This is a genomic window from Candidatus Hydrogenedentota bacterium (assembly GCA_012523015.1).
Lineage (GTDB): Bacteria > Hydrogenedentota > Hydrogenedentia > Hydrogenedentales > CAITNO01 > JAAYBJ01.
The window spans coordinates 1-18,238 of record JAAYJI010000288.1; the positions used below are offsets into that span (position 1 = coordinate 1).

Below are 18,238 nucleotides of genomic sequence, written 5' to 3' on the forward strand. Positions count from 1 at the left end.
CAAGAAAACCATCCAAAGTTGTGTGCCATACTCCGCACGATCCTTCGAGTTCGAATACTTAAAAGACACTTCAAATCCTCACTTTTGATTGGAAGCTCTTGCTTCTTTATAATTATTCACTATTAGGAGATCTAGGACATGACAACACCTGTAATAGTGATTTCATCCATTGAGGAACTACAAAGCATTGGCAGTAACGACGCGAAACCCTTGGATGGTAATTATGTTCTTGCGCAAGACATAGATGCCGAAGCTACATCCGGCTGGAACGACGGTGAAGGATTCGCCCCCATAGGAACAAAAGATAATCCTTTCTCCGGCACTTTTGACGGTAAACATTATGTCATTAAAGGACTAACAATTAATCGACCGGAGCAAAGGCCCGTAGGACTTTTTGGATACACTAAGGGTCCAGCAACCCTAAAAAATATAGGTGTGGAAGCCTGCGCTATTTGTGGTTATAGCGGCGTGGGCGGAATCGTGGGAGGGAATGAAGGCGGCACGATTACCAACTGCTATTCGGCAGGAACGATAACAGGGGAGTTAGGGGTGGGCGGAATCGCAGGAGGAAGTGACGGCACGATCACCAGCTGCTATGGGACAGGAACGATAAAAGGGCGTGAACACGTGGGTGGAATCGTAGGGCAGAACCTAGGTTACACAGTCGTAGGGCAGATAAAGGCGGGCAAGGCGAGCAGCAGAATCGCAAGGAGGAAAGGCATCAGTCGCGGCACGATCACCAACTGCTATGCGAGGGGTACGGTAACGGGAGAGAAAACAGTGGGCGGACTCGTAGGGATAAACCGGAGCTTATGCGGCGCAGCAAGATTTCAAATAAAAATGCTGTCAACGGGTGAAAAAGTGGGCGGAATCCCAGGGGAAAAAAACCTCGGTACGATTACCAAGTGCTATTCAACAGGAGCGATAACAGGGCATGAAAATGTGGGCGGAATCGTAGGGGAGAATGACGGCACCATCACCGACTGTTATACGACAGGAGCGATAACAGGAGATCGAGACGTGGGCGGAATCGCAGGGTGGAATGGAGAAGGCACCATCACCAACTGCTTTACGACAGGAGCGATAACAGGGGATGGAATCGTGGGCGGAATCGTAGGGGGGAATAGCGGCACCATCACCAGCTGCTATGCGACAGGAGCGATAACAGGGCGTGGAGGCGTGGGCGGACTCGCAGGGGAAAATGACGACTCAATCATTAACTGCTATGCGGCGGGTACGATAACGGGAGACGAAATGGTGGGCGGAATCGCAGGGAAGATATGGAAAGACAAACCTGGTAGTCGTCTCAGGATCTTTTGCGACGTGAAAAGGGGAGAAGAATACGAGGACGAGAATGACGACGATACGGTCACCAACTGCTATTGGGATATGGAGCGTTGCGGATCGAAGGTTGATTCTAAGAAAAACGGGCGCACAACAGCCCAGATGACCTATCCTTTTGACTTCTTTACCTATAAGAATTGGGACTTTTCAAAAACTTGGGTCTATGATAAAAAGAAGGTTATCAACGACGGCTACCCCTATCTGCGGCGCGTGCCGCCTACACAAACAACAGAGTGAAGATGAAAAGCTCGCTGTATCCGCGCAGAGAGGTGGAAGACAGCGCACACCATTCAGTCCTTCGTCCCGTCCACCTTGTCGAGCAACGATAAGGAGAACGACTGTAGCGATTTGGAAGGACACGGGGGCAGCACGCCTCTATTGCTAGAAATATTCCTTAAGATGGCCAATAGGAAGGGACTCTTGGGGCAATAATTTCCAAACCATAATCCTTCCGATTCAATTCCTAAGAATCCTTTAAGAGGGTATCAAAACTCTAAACGATTGATTGCGGAAAAAGGCTTGACAACAGGACTCCTGTCGAAATCTTTTTTTCAGAAAGAGCTTGTATTTCGAGTTTGAAGCTGCGACGCTATATTATAATAAAATAAAATTTGTTTAGAGCAGCTAAGAAAGGAAGATTCCCCCATGCGTTTACCCATCCATTTTAACACCATCATGATCCTAGTGCTGAGTTGTTGTTTCGGACTTGCGTCCTTTTCCGCCCAAGGCAATGAGAAGCTAAAAATCATTGCGGGGCCGTATCTTCACTATCCCACGGACACGACGATGACCGTTGGCTGGGAGACGAATATTCCTGCGACGACGGAAGGAGGCTGCGGCGCAGCGGCGGCGGCCTTGGAATGGATTGAAGGGGAAGGCGGTGTCACCTTCCATTTTATTGTATTTACAGACTTGGAACCGGCGGAAAACTATTTTTATCAGATTCGCTCCAAAGCCGAGGGAGCTCAGGTTGTTGAAAGCGAAATCTACAGCTTTCAAACTGCCGTCGTGGGCGAAGCTCCCTTCTCTTTTGTAGTGCTGAGCGACACGCAGGCAAATCCTAGGAACGTTGTGAAATTGGCAAACTTGGCTTGGGAGCAACGTCCTCATTTTACCTTGTTGACAGGTGACCTCGTTTCCAAGGGCCCGGACAAAGGGCAATGGAACAATCATTTTTTTCGTAATATGAAAAGTCTGCTCTGCCGCGTGCCTCTCGTGCCAAGTTTGGGTAACCATGAAGAAGATACCCATTATTATTATGATTATTTCGCCTTGCCCGAACCCAAATATTACTATCAGCTGCGCTACGGTAATCTGGAACTATTTATCCTGGACACGCAGCGTCCCGTAGCCCCGAACAGTGAACAATATACGTGGCTTGAAGGTGCCTTGAAAGCCTCTACTGCCCCGTGGAAAATCGTGGCTTTGCATCGGCCTGCCTATTCTTCCGATGAAAATGATTACGGCGACACCACCGAAGTGCGTCCCAACTGGGGCGACCATCGCATCCGTGAACTCACGACTTTATATGAACGCTACGGCGTCGACATCGCTTGGTGCGGCCACATTCATTCTTACGAGCGCAGCTATCCGCTGATCCAAGATAAACCCGTACAAAAAGGCGGTGTTGTTTATATGGTGACGGGCGGCGGCGGCGGCGGATTGGAAACTGCAGGTCCTTGGCGCAGCCCCTTCACCGCCAAAGTCTATAGAGGGCATCATTATTGCCTGGTGAACGTATTCGGTCCCACCATGCGCATTGAAGCCTACACACCGGAAGGACAGCTCTTCGATTTCCTCGAGCTCCGCAAGTAAGTCGCTTTTCTTGACACGATACTATTGCTGATGGAAGCTGTGCAATAAGCTGTGCCTCGTATGAGGGCTTCGGGGAAAGGTTCTAGGTTTTTTCAGCCTTTGATTCCCGAGCCCAAAGCATTTTCTACGAAATGGCGCTGTGCCAGAATATACAAGGCAACGGAAGGCAATATGACGACGGTGGAAGCACACATCAGCAAGTTTAAACGGGTACCTGCATCTCCGTAAAAAGCGGTCAGCCCCACTTGTACCACCCGCATGTTTTCATCGGCAGTAACAATAAGGGGCCACAGCAAGGCGTTGTAACTGCCGAGAAAAGCAAAGAGCGCTACGGTAACGAGCATGGGCTTGACGAGGGGGACGCCTATGCGAAAGAGAAACCGTAAATGGCCGCAGCCGTCCATACGCGCCGCATCATAATAATCCCGGGGAATCCCGAGGAAAGCTTGGCGCATCAAAAAGATCGAAAAGGCATTGGCGCACCAAGGCACGATCAGGGCGAAATAGCTGTTATACCAGCCGAGCTTCGTGATCAACACAAAATTGGGGATGAATACGGCTTCGAAAGGAACCATCATCGAAAACAAGGTAATCATGAAAAGCACATTGCGCCCTGGGAAACGGAGCCGCGCAAAGGCATAACCCGCCATGAGGGACGTCAAACAAACAAAGAAACAGACCAGTCCGGAGATCAGCAGGGAATTAAAGAAATAGCGGCCGAATGGAGCTGCGCGAAAGGTCGCCGTCAGATTCTCCCACTGCCATACTTTCGGGAAGAGACGGAGACTTTGCATACCCGCTTCCGGCAAGGTTTTGAAAGCCGTGCCCACCATCCATAGGAACGGGTAGATCGTTAGGAAGGCGCCCACGATCAGCACGGCATACATCAATTTTCGTTGAACATTCATTCGTAGTGTATCCGGCTTTCTAAAATGCGCCATTGTAAAAAAGTCAATGCCACAATGGCGAGCATGAGCAGCACAGCAACAGCGGAAGCATAGCCCCAATAACCGTATTGATAAAACTGGGCGTAGATATAGAGGATAAGATTTTGACGGTCCGCCATGTTTTCACCTTGGGTCAAGGCGTAAAAGCTATTGAAGGCTTGAAAGGCTTTAATCACACCCACGACCAACAGAAAAAAGAGGGTAGGCGAGAGCAAGGGCAAGGTGATATGACGCAATAAACGCCAGCGCTCTGCGCCGTCCATGCGCGCGGCTTCTTCAATCTCGGGCGGCAGCGAACTAAAGCCGGCGAAAAAGACAACGATCGAAAAACCGCAGCTGTGCCAGATATCAAATAGAATGATGCAGACGAGGGCGAGACTGGGTCCCCACGATGCCGGAATAGCGCCGCCGCTGAGAATATGCAAGACGCCGCGCGGTTCCAAAAGCCATTGCTGGGGAGCGGCTCCGAAGAAGCCCAAGTTCATGTTTACAACACCGCTTTGCGGGTTAAAGAGGCTGCGCCAGATCAAGGCTGACGCCACGGCAGACGTGACATAAGGCAGGAAATAAAAGGAGCGCAAGAGCCCTCTGAATTTGCGAATACGGTACAAGCCAAAGGCGACGAAAAAGCTCAATACCAGGGATATGGGAATCACGCCCAGAACATAATAGATGGTGACGAGCAGACTTTGTCGGAAATCATGGCTTCGAAAAGCGTCTAGATAATTGTTGAATCCGACGAATGCCCCGGTTCCATGGCGCCCGCCGAAAAGGCTCATATAAAAGGTGGAGACCATGGGTATCAAAATGAAGAGCGCGAGAATGAATAAGCCCGGAAAAAGAAGTACCACGGCGCCGGGAAGATCTCCAAAGCCACGACGCTGCAAACGCTCCAGGCGGTCGTCTAAAAAGCCCAAGATCCTATCGGGCACGTGAAGGCAGCAGACCATGATTTTGGTGATCATATTCACAACAATAGACACCTGCTTGAAAGGCAACAACAATCTTCCACGGGAAGTCTATGCACCATTAGGAAAGGATTACTCCTGTGCGGAATCGGAAGTATCTAAGGGCAGCAATTCAATGCGTCGAAATTGAGTGGGATGACTTTCTGCCTGCAGGGCGATATAGCCTTCGCTTACCATGATCGGAAAGCCCGCTTTAATCAGGGCTTGTGCATCGGCATCTTTTTCATCGAGCTGAGGCTTTTCATATTCCAACACCACTTCATTATCAATGAGATGCTGAATCAGCTCATTGCCGCGCACTTCAATTTCTACGGTGACCCATTGATCGCCATGATAGGTTTTTGACCGTGAATCCGTGCAGTGGCGCGTAATCAATTCATCCTCAATGACCACATGGGTACCGGGTGTGCAAAGATTGGCCGTGCTCCGTTTCTTCTTGCCGTCACCACCCAAGAGCTGTACTTCGATGGAGGCTGGGAAATCTTGATCTACAGACATGGTTTCGGGCGGCTGGCAATGAATCATCACGCCGTTATTACGAAACGCCCAACCGGGTCCGCCCTTCACTTGATCGTCGACAAAGCGATATTCGACACGCAATTTATAGTGAGAGAATTTATCTTTATAAAAGATATGACCAAAGCGATTGTCGAAGCCGTCATAGTGATCATAGCGTACTTTAAGCAACCCCTCTTCAACGCCGAAGGTGTCCTTATAGTTTTCTCCCAAAGGGCATCCTTTAAATTTGATAACCCAGTCATCAAGATCTTTACCGTTAAACAAGGCAATCCAGCCTGTTCCGGCTGCATCCTGCGCGTGGAGTGCCGGTACCATGGCAAAACAAAGACCAAGGAATACACTGAGTGCTAGCACGGCATTTCGATTTATAACAGATCGTTTCATAGGATCCTTCCTCAAGTCGATAACAAGAACTATGGGGTGATGGGGCTCTCCCTCACGCTCACTTTATTGGGGCAGCAAATCCATAATGCGTTTGTAAATTTCATCGGGGCCTGCCTGCGCGCCCGGCACATTGACCAACACGTCCAATTGCTCATAATAGTGAATGATCGGTTCCGTGATTTCGTGGTAGGTCTGCAACCGTGCTTGAACGGTCTCGGGCTTGTCATCTTCCCGTTGAATCAATTTGTCTGCCAATTCAGCGGGCGGCGGATTAAAAATAAGGTTGTATACGGCGCCTGTATCGGGATCGCTGCGGCGCGCCCCTAAGCGCTCAACAATTTCCGAGTCGGGCACATCAATATTGACGGCTACATCGATCTTCGAGCCGCGCTCACTCAGAAAAGTGGTCAGCATTTCCGCTTGCGGTAAGGACCGAGGGAAGCCGTCCAAGATATATCCTTTCGCACAATCTTCTTCTTGCAGCCGATCCGCCACGATATCACAGGTCAACTGATCAGGCACCAGTGCTCCGCTATTCAAATATTCCTGTACTTGTTTGCCTAAATCGGTGCCTTCCCGCAGATTTTTGCGGAAAATATCGCCTGTGGAAATATGGGGAATACCCATTTCTTTTGCCATCCGTATGGCTTGCGTACCCTTCCCTGCACCCGGCGCGCCGAGCATCACAATTCGAAGTCCCATGTATGCCGTCCTTTCCTACATTCAATAAAAGTTTGTGTGGTTCGTTGATGTGCCAATCCCGCACAGGGTTCAGTATATCATACCCGGCTGTACTGAGTTCAGGTTGATATTTCTACATGCTTTATTCTACAATAAGCCTCGTTGCACAGGGGAGTCCCCAGCCCTATACGTGTAACAAGATCACAGGGTATGCTGGAATAGCTCAGTTGGTAGAGCGCGTCACTCGTAATGACGAGGTCCGGGGTTCGATTCCCCGTTCCAGCTCCATCCCTCCCCTCCCCCCCGCTTCAACCTCTCGGGTTTGCGCCCCCCTATCCCTCTGTCTAGACTTCGGTATAGAGTGTTCCCATCCCTTTCTCGCGAAAAAGGTTTATCTTTAAGTCTTTCCAACGTTCTTGGAGACGACGCTCTAAGGTGTCCAGTATGGGCAGTTCCGTAGCGGCATGACCGGCGTCAATACAACAGATCTTCCGCAACAAGGCTTCTTGGGCATCATGATAGCGGATATCTCCGGTCACGTAGACATCGATGCCATCGGGCAGATCAGCGATGCTTCCGCCGCCGCTTCCGCCAAGGACAGCAACACGCCGCACCCGTCTCTTCAACGCGCCATAATGGATGAGGTAGGACAGTCCCAGAGCACGCTGCAGCATGGCGGCGAAATCCTTAAAGGGCATGGACTCTTTGAGGGAGCCTATGCGGCCAAGTCCGATGTTGGGATCCACATTCGCCAGGGGGATCAGGTCAAAGGCAGGCTCTTCATAAGGATGGGTACGCAGCAATGCCTGTGTCACGGAAGAAATGCGGTTTTTTTTCATAATCATCTCCAAGCGAATTTCCGGTTCGTGATTGATAACGCCGCGCTTACCGGAAAAGGGAGCGCTTCCGGCTTCGGGAAGAAAGGTTCCTGTACCCGGTGAGGTAAAAGAGCAATGGCTGTAGCGCCCTATATTTCCGGCTCCCGCCTCTGCCAACGCGTCGCGCAGCCGGTCAAGATGGGTCTTGGGTACAAAGGTCACGACCTTGACGAGGTCAGCTGTACGGGAAGCAAATAAAGGCGTGCACCCTTCAAGACCCAATCGTTCTGCTAAGGAATCACTTACCCCATCCTCCGTAACGTCAAGATTGGTATGGGGACCAAAGCAGGCGATACCGGCAGCGGCGATATCCAAGCACAGTTGTGCTTTGGGGTTGTCCGTCCGCAAATTTGTCAGGGGTTCCCATATGAGCGGATGGTGGGCAACGATCATTTCTGCTTTTGCTTTTTTGGCGGCGCGCACCGCCTCGGGCGTCACGGAAAGACAAAGAAGCAGCTTATTGACCTCCTTGTTCGGGTCGCCTGTATGCAATCCGACTTTGTCCCAAGTATACGCAAGATGAGGCGGAGCCCATGCTTCGATAAATTGACTTATTTGTTTTACAGTGATCGTCATAAGCAAATCCTTTGAATCGGTTGATTCTTTAGTGTAACAAAACACGGGATAGACCCACTAAGGGATATTCAGTGTAATCTTATGATGCAGGATCATCTTCGAGGCGTTGAAAAAGAATCTGCGACCGTATCGTAATTGAATTTTTTATGCTGAAGGTTCCGGTTCGATTTGCAGCCATACCTATATAATAGGCATAATATTTTTTCAGCGTATACACTTTTTGGAATATAGCGTCAACTTGCAAAGGAACGATTCAATGAGCGACACCTTTACAATAGGACTTGATTTTGGAACCAATTCCACACGAGCCATTATTGTCAACACCGCCACCGGCGCGGAAATTGCAACCGCTGTTTTCGAGTATCCCAGCGGCGAAAAAGGGGTTATTTTAGATTCAAAAAATCCTGATTTGGCACGACAGCATCCCACTGATTATGTAGAAGGAATGACGGCCACCGTCACGACAGCACTGAAAGAGGCTGCCTCCGTACCCGGCTTTTCTGCGGCATCTGTCATTGGTATCGGCGTTGATACAACGGGCTCCACACCGCTGCCCGTAGACAAAAAAGGAATGCCCCTCGCCTTCTACGATGAATTTACGAAACATCCCGCTGCGTTGGCGTGGCTTTGGAAAGATCATACGAGCCATGCGGAAGCGGTTGAAATTACCGAAATGGCGCAAAAAATGCGGCCTCAGTATTTGGCGAAGTGCGGCGGCGCTTATTCTTCCGAGTGGTTTTGGAGCAAAATTTTACAGTGCAAACGCACGTCGCCTGAAGTCTTCCAAGCCGCTTATACGTGGGTGGAACACGCAGACTGGATGACTGCCATCCTAACGGGCACAGATCAGCCGGAAACGATGAAACGGTGTATTTGCGCGGCGGGACATAAGGCGATGTTTAATCCTTCCTGGGGCGGTTACCCCGATGTTGAGTTTCTGTCTGCCATAGATCCTGATTTGGCGCGGATTCGGGAAAGCCTGCCCGATGAGGCCTATACCATAGCCGATGCTGCAGGATTGCTTTGTGAAGAATGGGCGGACAAATTAGGGCTGCCCACCGGCATTCCGGTCGCTATGGGAGCCTTTGACGCTCACTTAGGCGCTGTAGGATCCGGCATCCAGCCCGGCGTCATGGTGAAAATTATCGGGACATCCTGCTGCGATATGATGGTCGCGCCCATGGATCAAGCTCTGCCCGATATCCCCGGATTATGCGGGATTGTGCCCGGCTCCATCTTGCCCGGATGCTTTGGACTTGAAGCGGGACAGTCCGCCGTTGGAGACATTTTCAACTGGTTTGTTTCCTACATGCGCCCTGAAAATGAAACGCACGAATCGCTCACGGAAAAAGCACTGCTTATGAAACCGGGCGAAAGCGGCTTACTCGCTTTGGATTGGCACAACGGCAACCGCACGGTCTTGGTTGATCAGCGGCTCACAGGCGCGGTCGTGGGCATGACTTTGCAAACGCGCCCCGAAGAATTGTACCGCGCTTTGATCGAAGCCACAGCCTTCGGCGCACGGGTCATCATGGAGCGTTTCCTTGAGTACGGCATGCCGGTAGAGCGCATCGTAAATTGCGGCGGCATTTCCGGTAAAAATGCGCTGCTCATGCAAATTTATGCCGATGTCATGGGCCGTCCGCTGGAGATTTCTAAGAGCACGCAAACCTGTGCGCTTGGCGCTGCCATGGCGGGAGCCGTAGTGGCAGGTAAAGAAGCGGGCGGTTACAACTCCTTTGCGGAAGCAGCGGCGGCGATGGCGCAAAAAGACGATAAAATCTACTATCCTATTCCTGAAAACGAAAAGATTTATGACAGCCTCTTTGCGCTTTACAAGAAAATGCACGATAGTTTCGGCGTCCAGTCTTATCAAGAAGGGCTCTACGTGGTAATGAAGGAACTCTTATCCATTCGGGACGCATCCCGCAAAGAATAACCCTTCCCTGCGCATAAAACACAAGCCTTTATAACAGGTCTATCCTCAGACGAGGGTAGACCTTTTTTTGAGGTATCTGCTTCACAAAGAGGGATCTTTTTCTAAATAGAATAAGACTGCTCACACAGGCGCTGCGGCACTGGGTTTGACATATTTAAAGCGCCATGACTATACTATGCACGCATTCTATCTGTGGAATGAGCCATCAGCTGAGGGAACACGCACTTCGGTTTTAAGACCGAATCAGTCAATCCAACCTTGGAGATAAACGTGGAAAAACTAGTCAGTCTTTGTAAACGAAAAGGATTTATCTTTCAGTCCAGCGCCATTTACGGCGGCATCAATGGGTGTTGGGATTTCGGTCCCTTGGGCGTCGAATTAAAACGCAATCTCAAAGAACATTGGTGGTACACCTTTGTGTTATCGCGAGACGATATGGTCGGTCTTGATGCCAGCATCCTGATGCATCCCGATGTGTGGGCAGCGAGCGGTCACGTGGAAGCTTTCCACGATATTTTGGTGGACTGTAAATCCTGCAAGAAACGTTTCCGACAGGATCATCTGGAAGGGGAACGTTGTCCCGAATGCGGCGGAGAATTATCGGAGCCCCGCGCCTTTAACAGCATGCTGCGCACCAAAATGGGGGTTAGTGAAGACTCAGCAGTTGAAACCTATTTGCGCCCGGAAACCTGCCAATCTATTTTTGTGGATTTTAAAGATGTCTGTTCATCGACTAGAGTCAAAGTCCCCTTCGGCATTGCTCAAATCGGTAAGAGCTTCAGAAACGAAGTGAATCCGCGAAACTTTATTTTCCGAAGCCGTGAATTTGAACAAATGGAAATTGAATATTTTTGTCGTGCCGAAGATGAGGAGGCGTGCTTCGCGCAATGGGAAAAGGATATCTGGCAGTGGTACCTAGATCTGGGCTTGTCTGCCGATAAATTGCGTTGGTATGAACATCCCAAGGAAACGCTGGCCCATTATTCCAAACGAACCATTGATGTGGAATATGAATACCCCTTCGGCTGGGGCGAACTTCAAGGTCTCGCCAACCGCGGTTCTTATGATTTGAATCAGCACAGCAAACACTCAGGCAAAGATCTGAGCTATTTTGATACAGAAAAGAATGAGCGCTATTATCCTTCCGTCATTGAGCCTTCCGCCGGAGCCGACCGTACCACCCTCGCGGTCTTATGCGATGCCTACGCCGAAGATACCGTTAAAGATGAGACGCGGGTCGTCATGCGCTTACATCCCAAGCTTGCCCCCATCAAAGCGGCGGTTCTGCCTCTGGTAAAGAAAGACGGACTTGCGGAAATAGCCATGGATCTCGAGAAAAAACTGCGTCCCCTCTTTCTCTCTTATTATGATCATGCCGGCGCCATTGGCCGACGCTATCGGCGGATGGATGAAATCGGAACGCCCTATTGCATTTGCGTGGATCATCAAACGAAAGAAGATAATACGGTGACGGTGCGGGATCGCGACACGACCGAGCAGCTGCGCATGCCCATGGCGGAAGTGGGTGACTATATTCTTAAGCGGGTGTCCATTCGCCCCGTGTCCATGGAATAAAGAAGCGGCAACAGTCCCTTACAGATCATATCGCGGCGCTTGGAAAGGCAAGGCGATGGCAAAGGCATCCACCTTGAGCACCTCTGCCAAGCGCAGGCTTCGGGCGCACTCCGAAACAGTACCGCCTGTAGTGATCACATCGTCTATGAGGAGCACCCGCTTTCCTTTCAAGCTGTCCCCTGTGCAGGCAAAGGCTCCGCGCACATTCTTGGCGCGCTTCTCTTTGCTCAGGTGGCTTTGCGTATGGGTTGGGCGGATACGCTTGAGCGATGTATGATCCAAGACAGCGTGAACAAAAAAATCGCGGATGAGGACCTCTGCCAATAATTCCGCTTGATTAAAGCCCCGTTCGCGCTTGCGTGTTTTATAGAGCGGGACAGGAATAATACAATCATAGCTTTCCGGAATCATTTCCTTTTCTGCGAATTCAACCATCAGCCCGCCGAGCACCTCAGCGAGACTTATTTTTGCCTGAAATTTAAATAGCTTAATGGCCTCGCTGACAACACCGCCATAATGGACGGCGCCCCACACACGATCAATATATTTATAGGGCTTGTCGCGGCAGGCAGTACACAAGAAATTGGACAGCGAGCCTAAGCCTACTATTTTTTGATGGGGCTTCCCACAGTGCGAACAAAAAGGCCGTTCGATCTTTAGCGCCCCCTCCCAACAATTTGGGCAAAAGAAATTGTTTTCTTTGGTAAGCAGCCGCTCCCCGCACTGCCTGCAATACATGGGCAAGAACAAGTTTAGTAAGACCGTCATCCATGGCGAAAGATAGGTCTTGCAGAGATCAGCGCCTGTTGATAGAAGAGAAGAAGAGGCTGCTTTTTCTTGTTCCGAATAAATGCCCATATCAGCGTTGGATTTATCGCACATAATAGTTTCTCACCGCGCGGTAGGCAATCCAAAATTTTCTGAGCCGGTCTTCCACACGGGGATTCATTTTTTCTTTAGAATAGGCGGCGAGCACGTAAAGACGGATAATTTCTTGTGCCTCATCACGGATGCTGTTTAAACGTTTGGGAAAATCTTTCAAAAACTCATAGGGGGTTTGGCTGTATCGGGGCGGCATGCCCACATCGGTTGCCAAGGCGCAAAGCGCTTCATAGGCATAGGCGATATGCTGCTGGGTCGTCATGGGTGCATTATCTGCCTTTGCCCGCGGGTTGTCATAGCGGCTGCTCAAGGCAATGCTTCGTTGGATGCGCAGCCTGTTCGAAGAAAAGACCCAGCGAAACAAGGCGGGCCACCACTTGAACAACAGCCAGGCTATGGCGGTAAGCAACAGCGCGATTGAACGGGGTATCTCAGATTTTTCATCCAAGGCCACATCCAGCAGGTAGCGAAACACGGTAAAGCATCCATAGATAAAAATTAAAATGAGGAGCCCCACGGCGGCGGTGTCTACCATTCCACGGATCTGATATTTATCCATAAACGCGAGGGTAGGCGGTATCAAATCCACTTGTTTTATATGGGCTGTTTGCAACATGAACATATTCACATCTTGCTGCGTGTCTTGGCCGGGGAGATCAGGCAAGGAGGGCAGAGGCATCAGGGCAGCCAGCCACAGGATAAGCAGGACCATCACCAATCCAACGCCAATCCACAGCCACTCCAGAGCCTGCGGAATCGAAACATGACGGAGGTTGAAATAAGCGCGCAGCTGGCGCAGGCTGGTTAAACATAATAAATACAAGGCGCAAAAGGTGTAGATCGTCATATAATAGCCGCCCATACGAATGGCAGGCGTTCCTGCCTCTTGTATGACGCGCAGCCCCAGGGTGAATAGGAGCATCACCGGAATCGAAAAATAAAAGAGCGCCATACCCGGATGCTTGCGGGGCAGTCTATCGCTATAATCCATCTTCTTTGCGGGTCGGGAGGCTGCAGGGAGTGCAGCGGCTTCGGTCGGGTCATAAGCGCTTAGGTTGTACCAAGCCTCCGTCACGTCTGCCGCCGCCATACGTTCATCTCGGCTCGGGCCCACAGGTTCTGCCATACGCCGCAGGGTTGTGCGCATGTTTGCCGCTGTCGCGGTGAAAATACCGACATCACCGGCAACGGCGCTCTCATCCACACAGCATTCATGGGTAAGGCGATTTACCATGAACCAGATACTGATAACCACAACAGAATTTAAAAACAAAGCCAGCCCAAGGTTGCTATTTAAGTATTGCTTCGCCACAGGTCCCACGTCATAGCCGCCTGTTGTGCCCACGGTATATAACGTCACTGCGGTGAAGAGTCCAAAAACATAGGGATACGATTCTGTGGAGCCCTTACGGGCGATGACACGATTCAACGCCACAATACCCAAGACAAAGGAGATGGAGAAGAAGCGTAAGTTGAGGTCAAAAACAGAGGTGTGGACAAAACGGACATTCAATAAAAAAAGAAGAAGGACAGTTGATAAAATAAAAATCAAACAAGGCGTAAGGAAGTTTATGAGGTGATCGGCTAAGCTGCGGTGAATGGTTATTGTCGGCTGCTGCGGCAGCGACGCTTGCAAAGACGTGAAATCCGTGGCTTGACGGGCTCCAATTTTAGGCAAGCTTGAAGGCTCGGCAGGCGCGTGTGTCAACGAAGCGAAGTCGGTGGCCGCAGCGTCTTCCTGCGCCCACTCTTCGTGATTGTTGATTGGCGGTTGTTCATACATTTTGATCATACGGTCATCCTGCCCGGGCGCTGCCGTAAATACAAGGCTTCAGCCGTTTCATTTTGCTTTCCATGACAGTTCTTATAGTATACCGAATTCAATTCTCAATCTTGGATATCTTTCCCGGTTGCGCAGCAATTTCCGATCAAGTTCAAATTTTAGCGGACGCCGTATTTTAAGGATCTTGTAAGATTTTGAGGAGCTTTTTCTACACGACTCTTTTCTTGAAAGACCCTTTCCTAAGAGACAAACAAATTATCTCTTCATTTTTGTATCACTTACCAAATCCTTAGGGTGTTGTTGAAAAAAGTAAGGGGAGAAAAAAAAACCAAGTTGCTTTTTGTTCTGATTCTGTAATTTCGTGTTGAAAAAAAATGAAAAAAAAGGTTGCTTTTATATAAAAGATCGTTTATACTAAGTTGTATTAGATCGTTGAGTTTGGTTTTAGGGTAGGTTGAACAAAACTCAAACCCTCAAAAAAACCGACTACTGAGATCGACTTATAGAAGTAGTTGACAATTGAATCTTTCTAAGGTCTGGTGAGCACCTTTCCGGTTATATGATTAACCTGTGTAGAGACGCTCCGGTGTTTTGCAAAAAACCGGTACCGTAAAATAGATATCAAGTTTTTTTCCTCTGTAACGCTCTGTTCCCCCTCAGAGCCAAAACACCTCACCGGAGATGTCGAGTTGCCCCCTCTCGACATCTCCACCTTTAGTCCTTATTTGGTTTTCCTCTGCAACGCTCTGTTCCCCCATCAGAGCCAAAACACCTCACCGGAGATGCCGATCCTCCCCCTCTCGGCATCTCCACCTTTAGTTTTTATTTAGTTTTCCTCTGCAACGCTCTGTTCCCCCCTCAGAGCCAAAACACCTCACCGGAGATGCCGACCTCCCCCCTCTTGGCATCTCCACCTAACAACAGTAAACCTTGTGGAATTAATTTTCCACAAGGTTTTTTTATTGCCGGACCTTTTGGCTCCCACGGCAGCCTTACTTTCTTGAATCTAAAATCTTCCGTAAGCCTGCCACTTTACTAGATCCTATGAATCCGTGTACACTGTTCCTAACGGATTCCCAGTGTTTTAAAAGAGTATCTATCTAGTTTTCAATAGAATAGCGAAATTTTAAAGCATTAAACCCCCATACAGCCTGTGATCGGCAAAGAACCGTTATTACCCGTCGTTCCCCATGCGTGCAGGATGGATATTATGCGTCTGACCCGTATACATTGCCGCGGCTTCCGCGGTCTTGAAACTATCGATTTTTCTCCCGGACCAACCCTAAACATTTTGTCCGGCGCTAATGCACAAGGTAAAACCTCTGTGTTGGAAGCAGTGCTGTACGCGGCTACTACGCGCAGTCATCGCAGTGTAGCCGATGACGTATTGCCGCGCTATGGGACTGACGAATTTCATATTCATATCGAAGCGGAAACACTCACGGGAAAGGTCGCTATCGAAGCGCACTGGTGGCGCGGCGCCAAACGCTTTAAAGTCGATGAGATTGCGCAAACCCGGCTCAGTGATCTTTTGGGCCGCGTCTGTATCGTTTTTTTTGCGCCAGAAGATATTCAGCTTGTGAAAGGAGCTGCCTCACGCCGACGTCTCTTTTTGGATATGGAATTGTCGCAGCTGATCCCCGCATATCTGCGTGCACTGCAACAATACAGAACGGCGCTCCGTCAACGAAATGAATTGCTCCGCCGTCAATGTAATGATGCCGCTTTGTTTGAACCTTGGGAAGAGCAGATGGCAATGCATGGAAGCATCCTTGTACGCGAGCGGTCTGCCTATATTGAAGAGTTGGCTGTGATCGCGGCGGAGCTTTATGAAAAGATTGTGCAGGCGGAAGCCTTGGAGCTGAACTACAAACCCGACATTCCTGACACGGAGACTATGACGGCGATCTTGGCAGAAGCACGGCGCGGCGATTCGATCCGAAAAACAAGCGGACGGGGGCCCCATCGCGATGACATCGACATTAATATCGCGGGAAAGTCCGCACGGGTCTACGGCTCGCAAGGTCAACAAAAGAGTGTCGCCCTCGTTGTCAAACTGGCGGAAATGGAACTGATGTATCGGCGCCGCAACGAGTATCCTGTGGTATTATTGGATGAGGCGCTGGCAGAATTGGACGCAGAACGGAGCGCACATCTCTTGGCATCCATCCCGAAAGAAGCACAGGTCATTATTACAACCGCACAACCGGATCTGCTGCCGCCCTCACTCTTGCAGCAAAGCCGGCATTATCATATTGAAAGGGGCAGCCTTGAACAAAAATAAACCACAGCCTATTGGTGATATCCTACAAAAAATGCTGGATACGACGACACTGGGAGAAAACCTGGAACAGGCGAAGATATGGGAACATTGGGAGGAGTTGACAGGAAAACACCTTGCCGCCCATTGCAAGCCCGTCAATATTAAAGAAGGGCAATTGCGCATTACCGTTGAAAGTCCTGTGTGGATGCATAAGATTAGCTATATTAAATGGGATTTGATCCAACGTATCAACCGAATGGCAGGGAAAGAAATCGTGTCCGATGTCTATTTCCTTTTGGATCGAGATGACGTGGAAAAAGATCTGCCCTCAAAGGAAGCGTAAGCGCAGCTCCGCGCGAAAAGGATGCTGCACGCCATCACTCCCCAATATAGACAAGCGTGCCTTGGGGAACTTCGTCAAAAAGAAAGATGACATCATCGTTCAACAAGCGAACGCAGCCATGGGAGGCAGGGCTTCCAATACGGTCTTCATCGTTTGTGCCGTGGATGTAAATATAGCGCTGAAAAGAATCCACCACGGTGCCCTTACTGTCCTTCCCTTTATTTAGGCCCGGCTCCATCCCCTCCAAGGTCAAGACACGGGTCAATACGAGATCCTCCGTACTGCTGTCGCCTAAGTTCCAAATTTCGGCCGTCGCTCTTTTTGCACGGAAGACTTGCCCTTTAGGACTGTCCTTTCCAATCTTTTCGCGGATACGGTGCCAGCCGAGCGGCGTTTGAAAACTGCCTATAATGGATCCCACCCCTTTTTCTGCTGTGGAACAGGGAACGGTCCAAACAACCTCACTATCTTTTATGATACGGAGCTGCTGATTCGAAACGGATACCCAAATTCCCAGACCATGGCCTACAAAATCTTCCCAACGGGACTGATCTTGTTCTTCCTCAGACAATATGCTCACGGGGGCTACACGATTGTCGATTTGTTCCATGACGATCTCCACACTATCCATAGGCGGACATTCTTCTGATAGCTCGGCGGCGCCAGTTTCACCACTGATCATCGCCGGTAAAAGCATTCCACAAAGAAGATAACCAATACTAAAAAAACATACAGAAGATATTCGCATAAAAGTTATTTTCCCACAAGAATAGAAAACCATAGCAGGTCGCTGTTATTTTATGAGGAACTTACATGATATAGGAAGTACATCTTTTCGTTTATGGACACGTATCCCGCGCACCTCGCCGTTGTTTACATAATATAGCATAAGCAAGAAAGCTAAAGGTATTTCTTCAAATGGCTTCACAGCATCGCAGCGGCGGCAAGGGCGAGCCTGATTTTAAGGGTCTTTGAAAAGGAAGGGTTCAGTCCCAAACTATGTCTTGTAAAAGTTTCGCGATTGCTTCGCTTTTTCTCCTGGAACTGAAACAAAAAATACTTGACAAAAACCTCGAATATTGGTAAACTGTACTTTGAAATAAAAAATGAAACTGGATTCTTGTTATAATAAGGATCTTTTGTATCGGCATCCGTCAAAACATAGTTGTACCGATGGTGGACAACAAAGACGTTTAACCACAGTGTACTCATGGAGGTAGGTGGTCATGCTCCACGCCGCATTCGTAACTCTTTTGGTCAGTTTTTCACAACTCTGCGATCCCCCGACGATTTCACTGAACGGTGATGCTATCGAATATATCGATTATAAGGAGGCATATA

14 protein-coding genes and 1 tRNA gene are annotated in these 18,238 nt (G+C 49.5%); 7 read left to right on the plus strand and 8 right to left on the minus strand.

The window, feature by feature from the left end; genetic code table 11:
• Window positions 1-138: 138 nt before the first annotated feature.
• Both GX117_12540 and GX117_12545 read left to right on the plus strand, forming a co-directional pair.
• Window positions 139-1,581 carry a hypothetical protein gene (locus GX117_12540; protein NLO34159.1) on the plus strand — a complete coding sequence of 481 codons (1,443 nt, stop codon included), beginning with the start codon at window positions 139-141 and terminating at the stop codon, window positions 1,579-1,581.
• Window positions 1,582-1,989: 408 nt separating this feature from the next.
• Entirely contained in the window at window positions 1,990-3,159 is a 1,170-nt protein-coding gene (locus GX117_12545; GenBank protein NLO34160.1) for a metallophosphoesterase family protein, read from the plus strand.
• A 92-nt stretch (window positions 3,160-3,251) separates the two neighbouring features.
• On the opposite strand, the gene GX117_12550 is transcribed toward GX117_12545, so the two are convergent.
• From GX117_12550 to GX117_12565, 4 genes are all read right to left on the minus strand, one after another.
• The gene (locus tag GX117_12550; GenBank protein ID NLO34161.1) at window positions 3,252-4,067 is read right to left on the minus strand and encodes a carbohydrate ABC transporter permease; all 816 of its coding nucleotides are present in this window, start codon (window positions 4,065-4,067) and stop codon (window positions 3,252-3,254) included.
• On the minus strand, window positions 4,064-5,077 hold the full coding sequence (locus GX117_12555; protein ID NLO34162.1) for a sugar ABC transporter permease: 1,014 nt from the start codon (window positions 5,075-5,077) through the stop codon (window positions 4,064-4,066). Before GX117_12555 ends, GX117_12550 begins: the two co-directional genes overlap by 4 nt.
• A 69-nt stretch (window positions 5,078-5,146) precedes the next feature.
• Window positions 5,147-5,977: a DUF1080 domain-containing protein gene (locus GX117_12560; protein ID NLO34163.1), complete on the minus strand. Its 831-nt coding sequence runs from the start codon at window positions 5,975-5,977 to the stop codon at window positions 5,147-5,149.
• A 63-nt stretch (window positions 5,978-6,040) separates the two neighbouring features.
• Window positions 6,041-6,679, minus strand: a complete 639-nt coding sequence (locus tag GX117_12565; protein NLO34164.1) for an adenylate kinase — start codon at window positions 6,677-6,679, stop codon at window positions 6,041-6,043.
• Between the two features lie 191 nt (window positions 6,680-6,870).
• On the opposite strand from GX117_12565, the gene GX117_12570 reads away from it, so the two are divergent.
• Window positions 6,871-6,946: transfer RNA gene (locus GX117_12570), tRNA-Thr, on the plus strand.
• A 56-nt stretch (window positions 6,947-7,002) separates the two neighbouring features.
• On the opposite strand, the gene GX117_12575 is transcribed toward GX117_12570, so the two are convergent.
• Window positions 7,003-8,112 carry a Nif3-like dinuclear metal center hexameric protein gene (locus tag GX117_12575; protein ID NLO34165.1) on the minus strand — a complete coding sequence of 370 codons (1,110 nt, stop codon included), beginning with the start codon at window positions 8,110-8,112 and terminating at the stop codon, window positions 7,003-7,005.
• Between the two features lie 256 nt (window positions 8,113-8,368).
• On the opposite strand from GX117_12575, the gene GX117_12580 reads away from it, so the two are divergent.
• Together GX117_12580 and GX117_12585 are read left to right on the plus strand one after the other, a co-directional pair.
• Complete coding sequence (locus GX117_12580; GenBank protein NLO34166.1) at window positions 8,369-10,051, plus strand: ribulokinase; 1,683 nt, start codon at window positions 8,369-8,371, stop codon at window positions 10,049-10,051.
• Window positions 10,052-10,321: 270 nt separating this feature from the next.
• Window positions 10,322-11,626, plus strand: a complete 1,305-nt coding sequence (locus GX117_12585; protein ID NLO34167.1) for a glycine--tRNA ligase — start codon at window positions 10,322-10,324, stop codon at window positions 11,624-11,626.
• A gap of 18 nt (window positions 11,627-11,644) precedes the next feature.
• Here the strand turns inward: GX117_12585 and GX117_12590 are convergent, their stop codons facing one another.
• Both GX117_12590 and GX117_12595 read right to left on the minus strand, forming a co-directional pair.
• On the minus strand, window positions 11,645-12,508 hold the full coding sequence (locus GX117_12590; GenBank protein NLO34168.1) for a ComF family protein: 864 nt from the start codon (window positions 12,506-12,508) through the stop codon (window positions 11,645-11,647).
• Window positions 12,498-14,300, minus strand: coding sequence for a DUF4129 domain-containing protein (locus GX117_12595; GenBank protein NLO34169.1), 1,803 nt, complete (start codon window positions 14,298-14,300; stop codon window positions 12,498-12,500). Before GX117_12595 ends, GX117_12590 begins: the two co-directional genes overlap by 11 nt.
• Before the next feature lie 1,201 nt (window positions 14,301-15,501).
• Between GX117_12595 and recF the strand changes: the two genes are divergently transcribed.
• Both recF and GX117_12605 read left to right on the plus strand, forming a co-directional pair.
• Window positions 15,502-16,575, plus strand: coding sequence for a DNA replication/repair protein RecF (gene recF / locus GX117_12600; protein ID NLO34170.1), 1,074 nt, complete (start codon window positions 15,502-15,504; stop codon window positions 16,573-16,575).
• Window positions 16,562-16,897, plus strand: a complete 336-nt coding sequence (locus GX117_12605) for a DUF721 domain-containing protein (GenBank protein NLO34171.1) — start codon at window positions 16,562-16,564, stop codon at window positions 16,895-16,897. The genes recF and GX117_12605 overlap by 14 nt, the downstream gene beginning before the upstream one ends.
• 34 nt (window positions 16,898-16,931) lie before the next feature.
• Here the strand turns inward: GX117_12605 and GX117_12610 are convergent, their stop codons facing one another.
• A complete protein-coding gene (locus tag GX117_12610) occupies window positions 16,932-17,645 on the minus strand; it encodes a L,D-transpeptidase (protein NLO34172.1) in 714 nt (237 codons plus the stop codon).
• Between the last annotated feature and the right edge of the window lie 593 nt (window positions 17,646-18,238).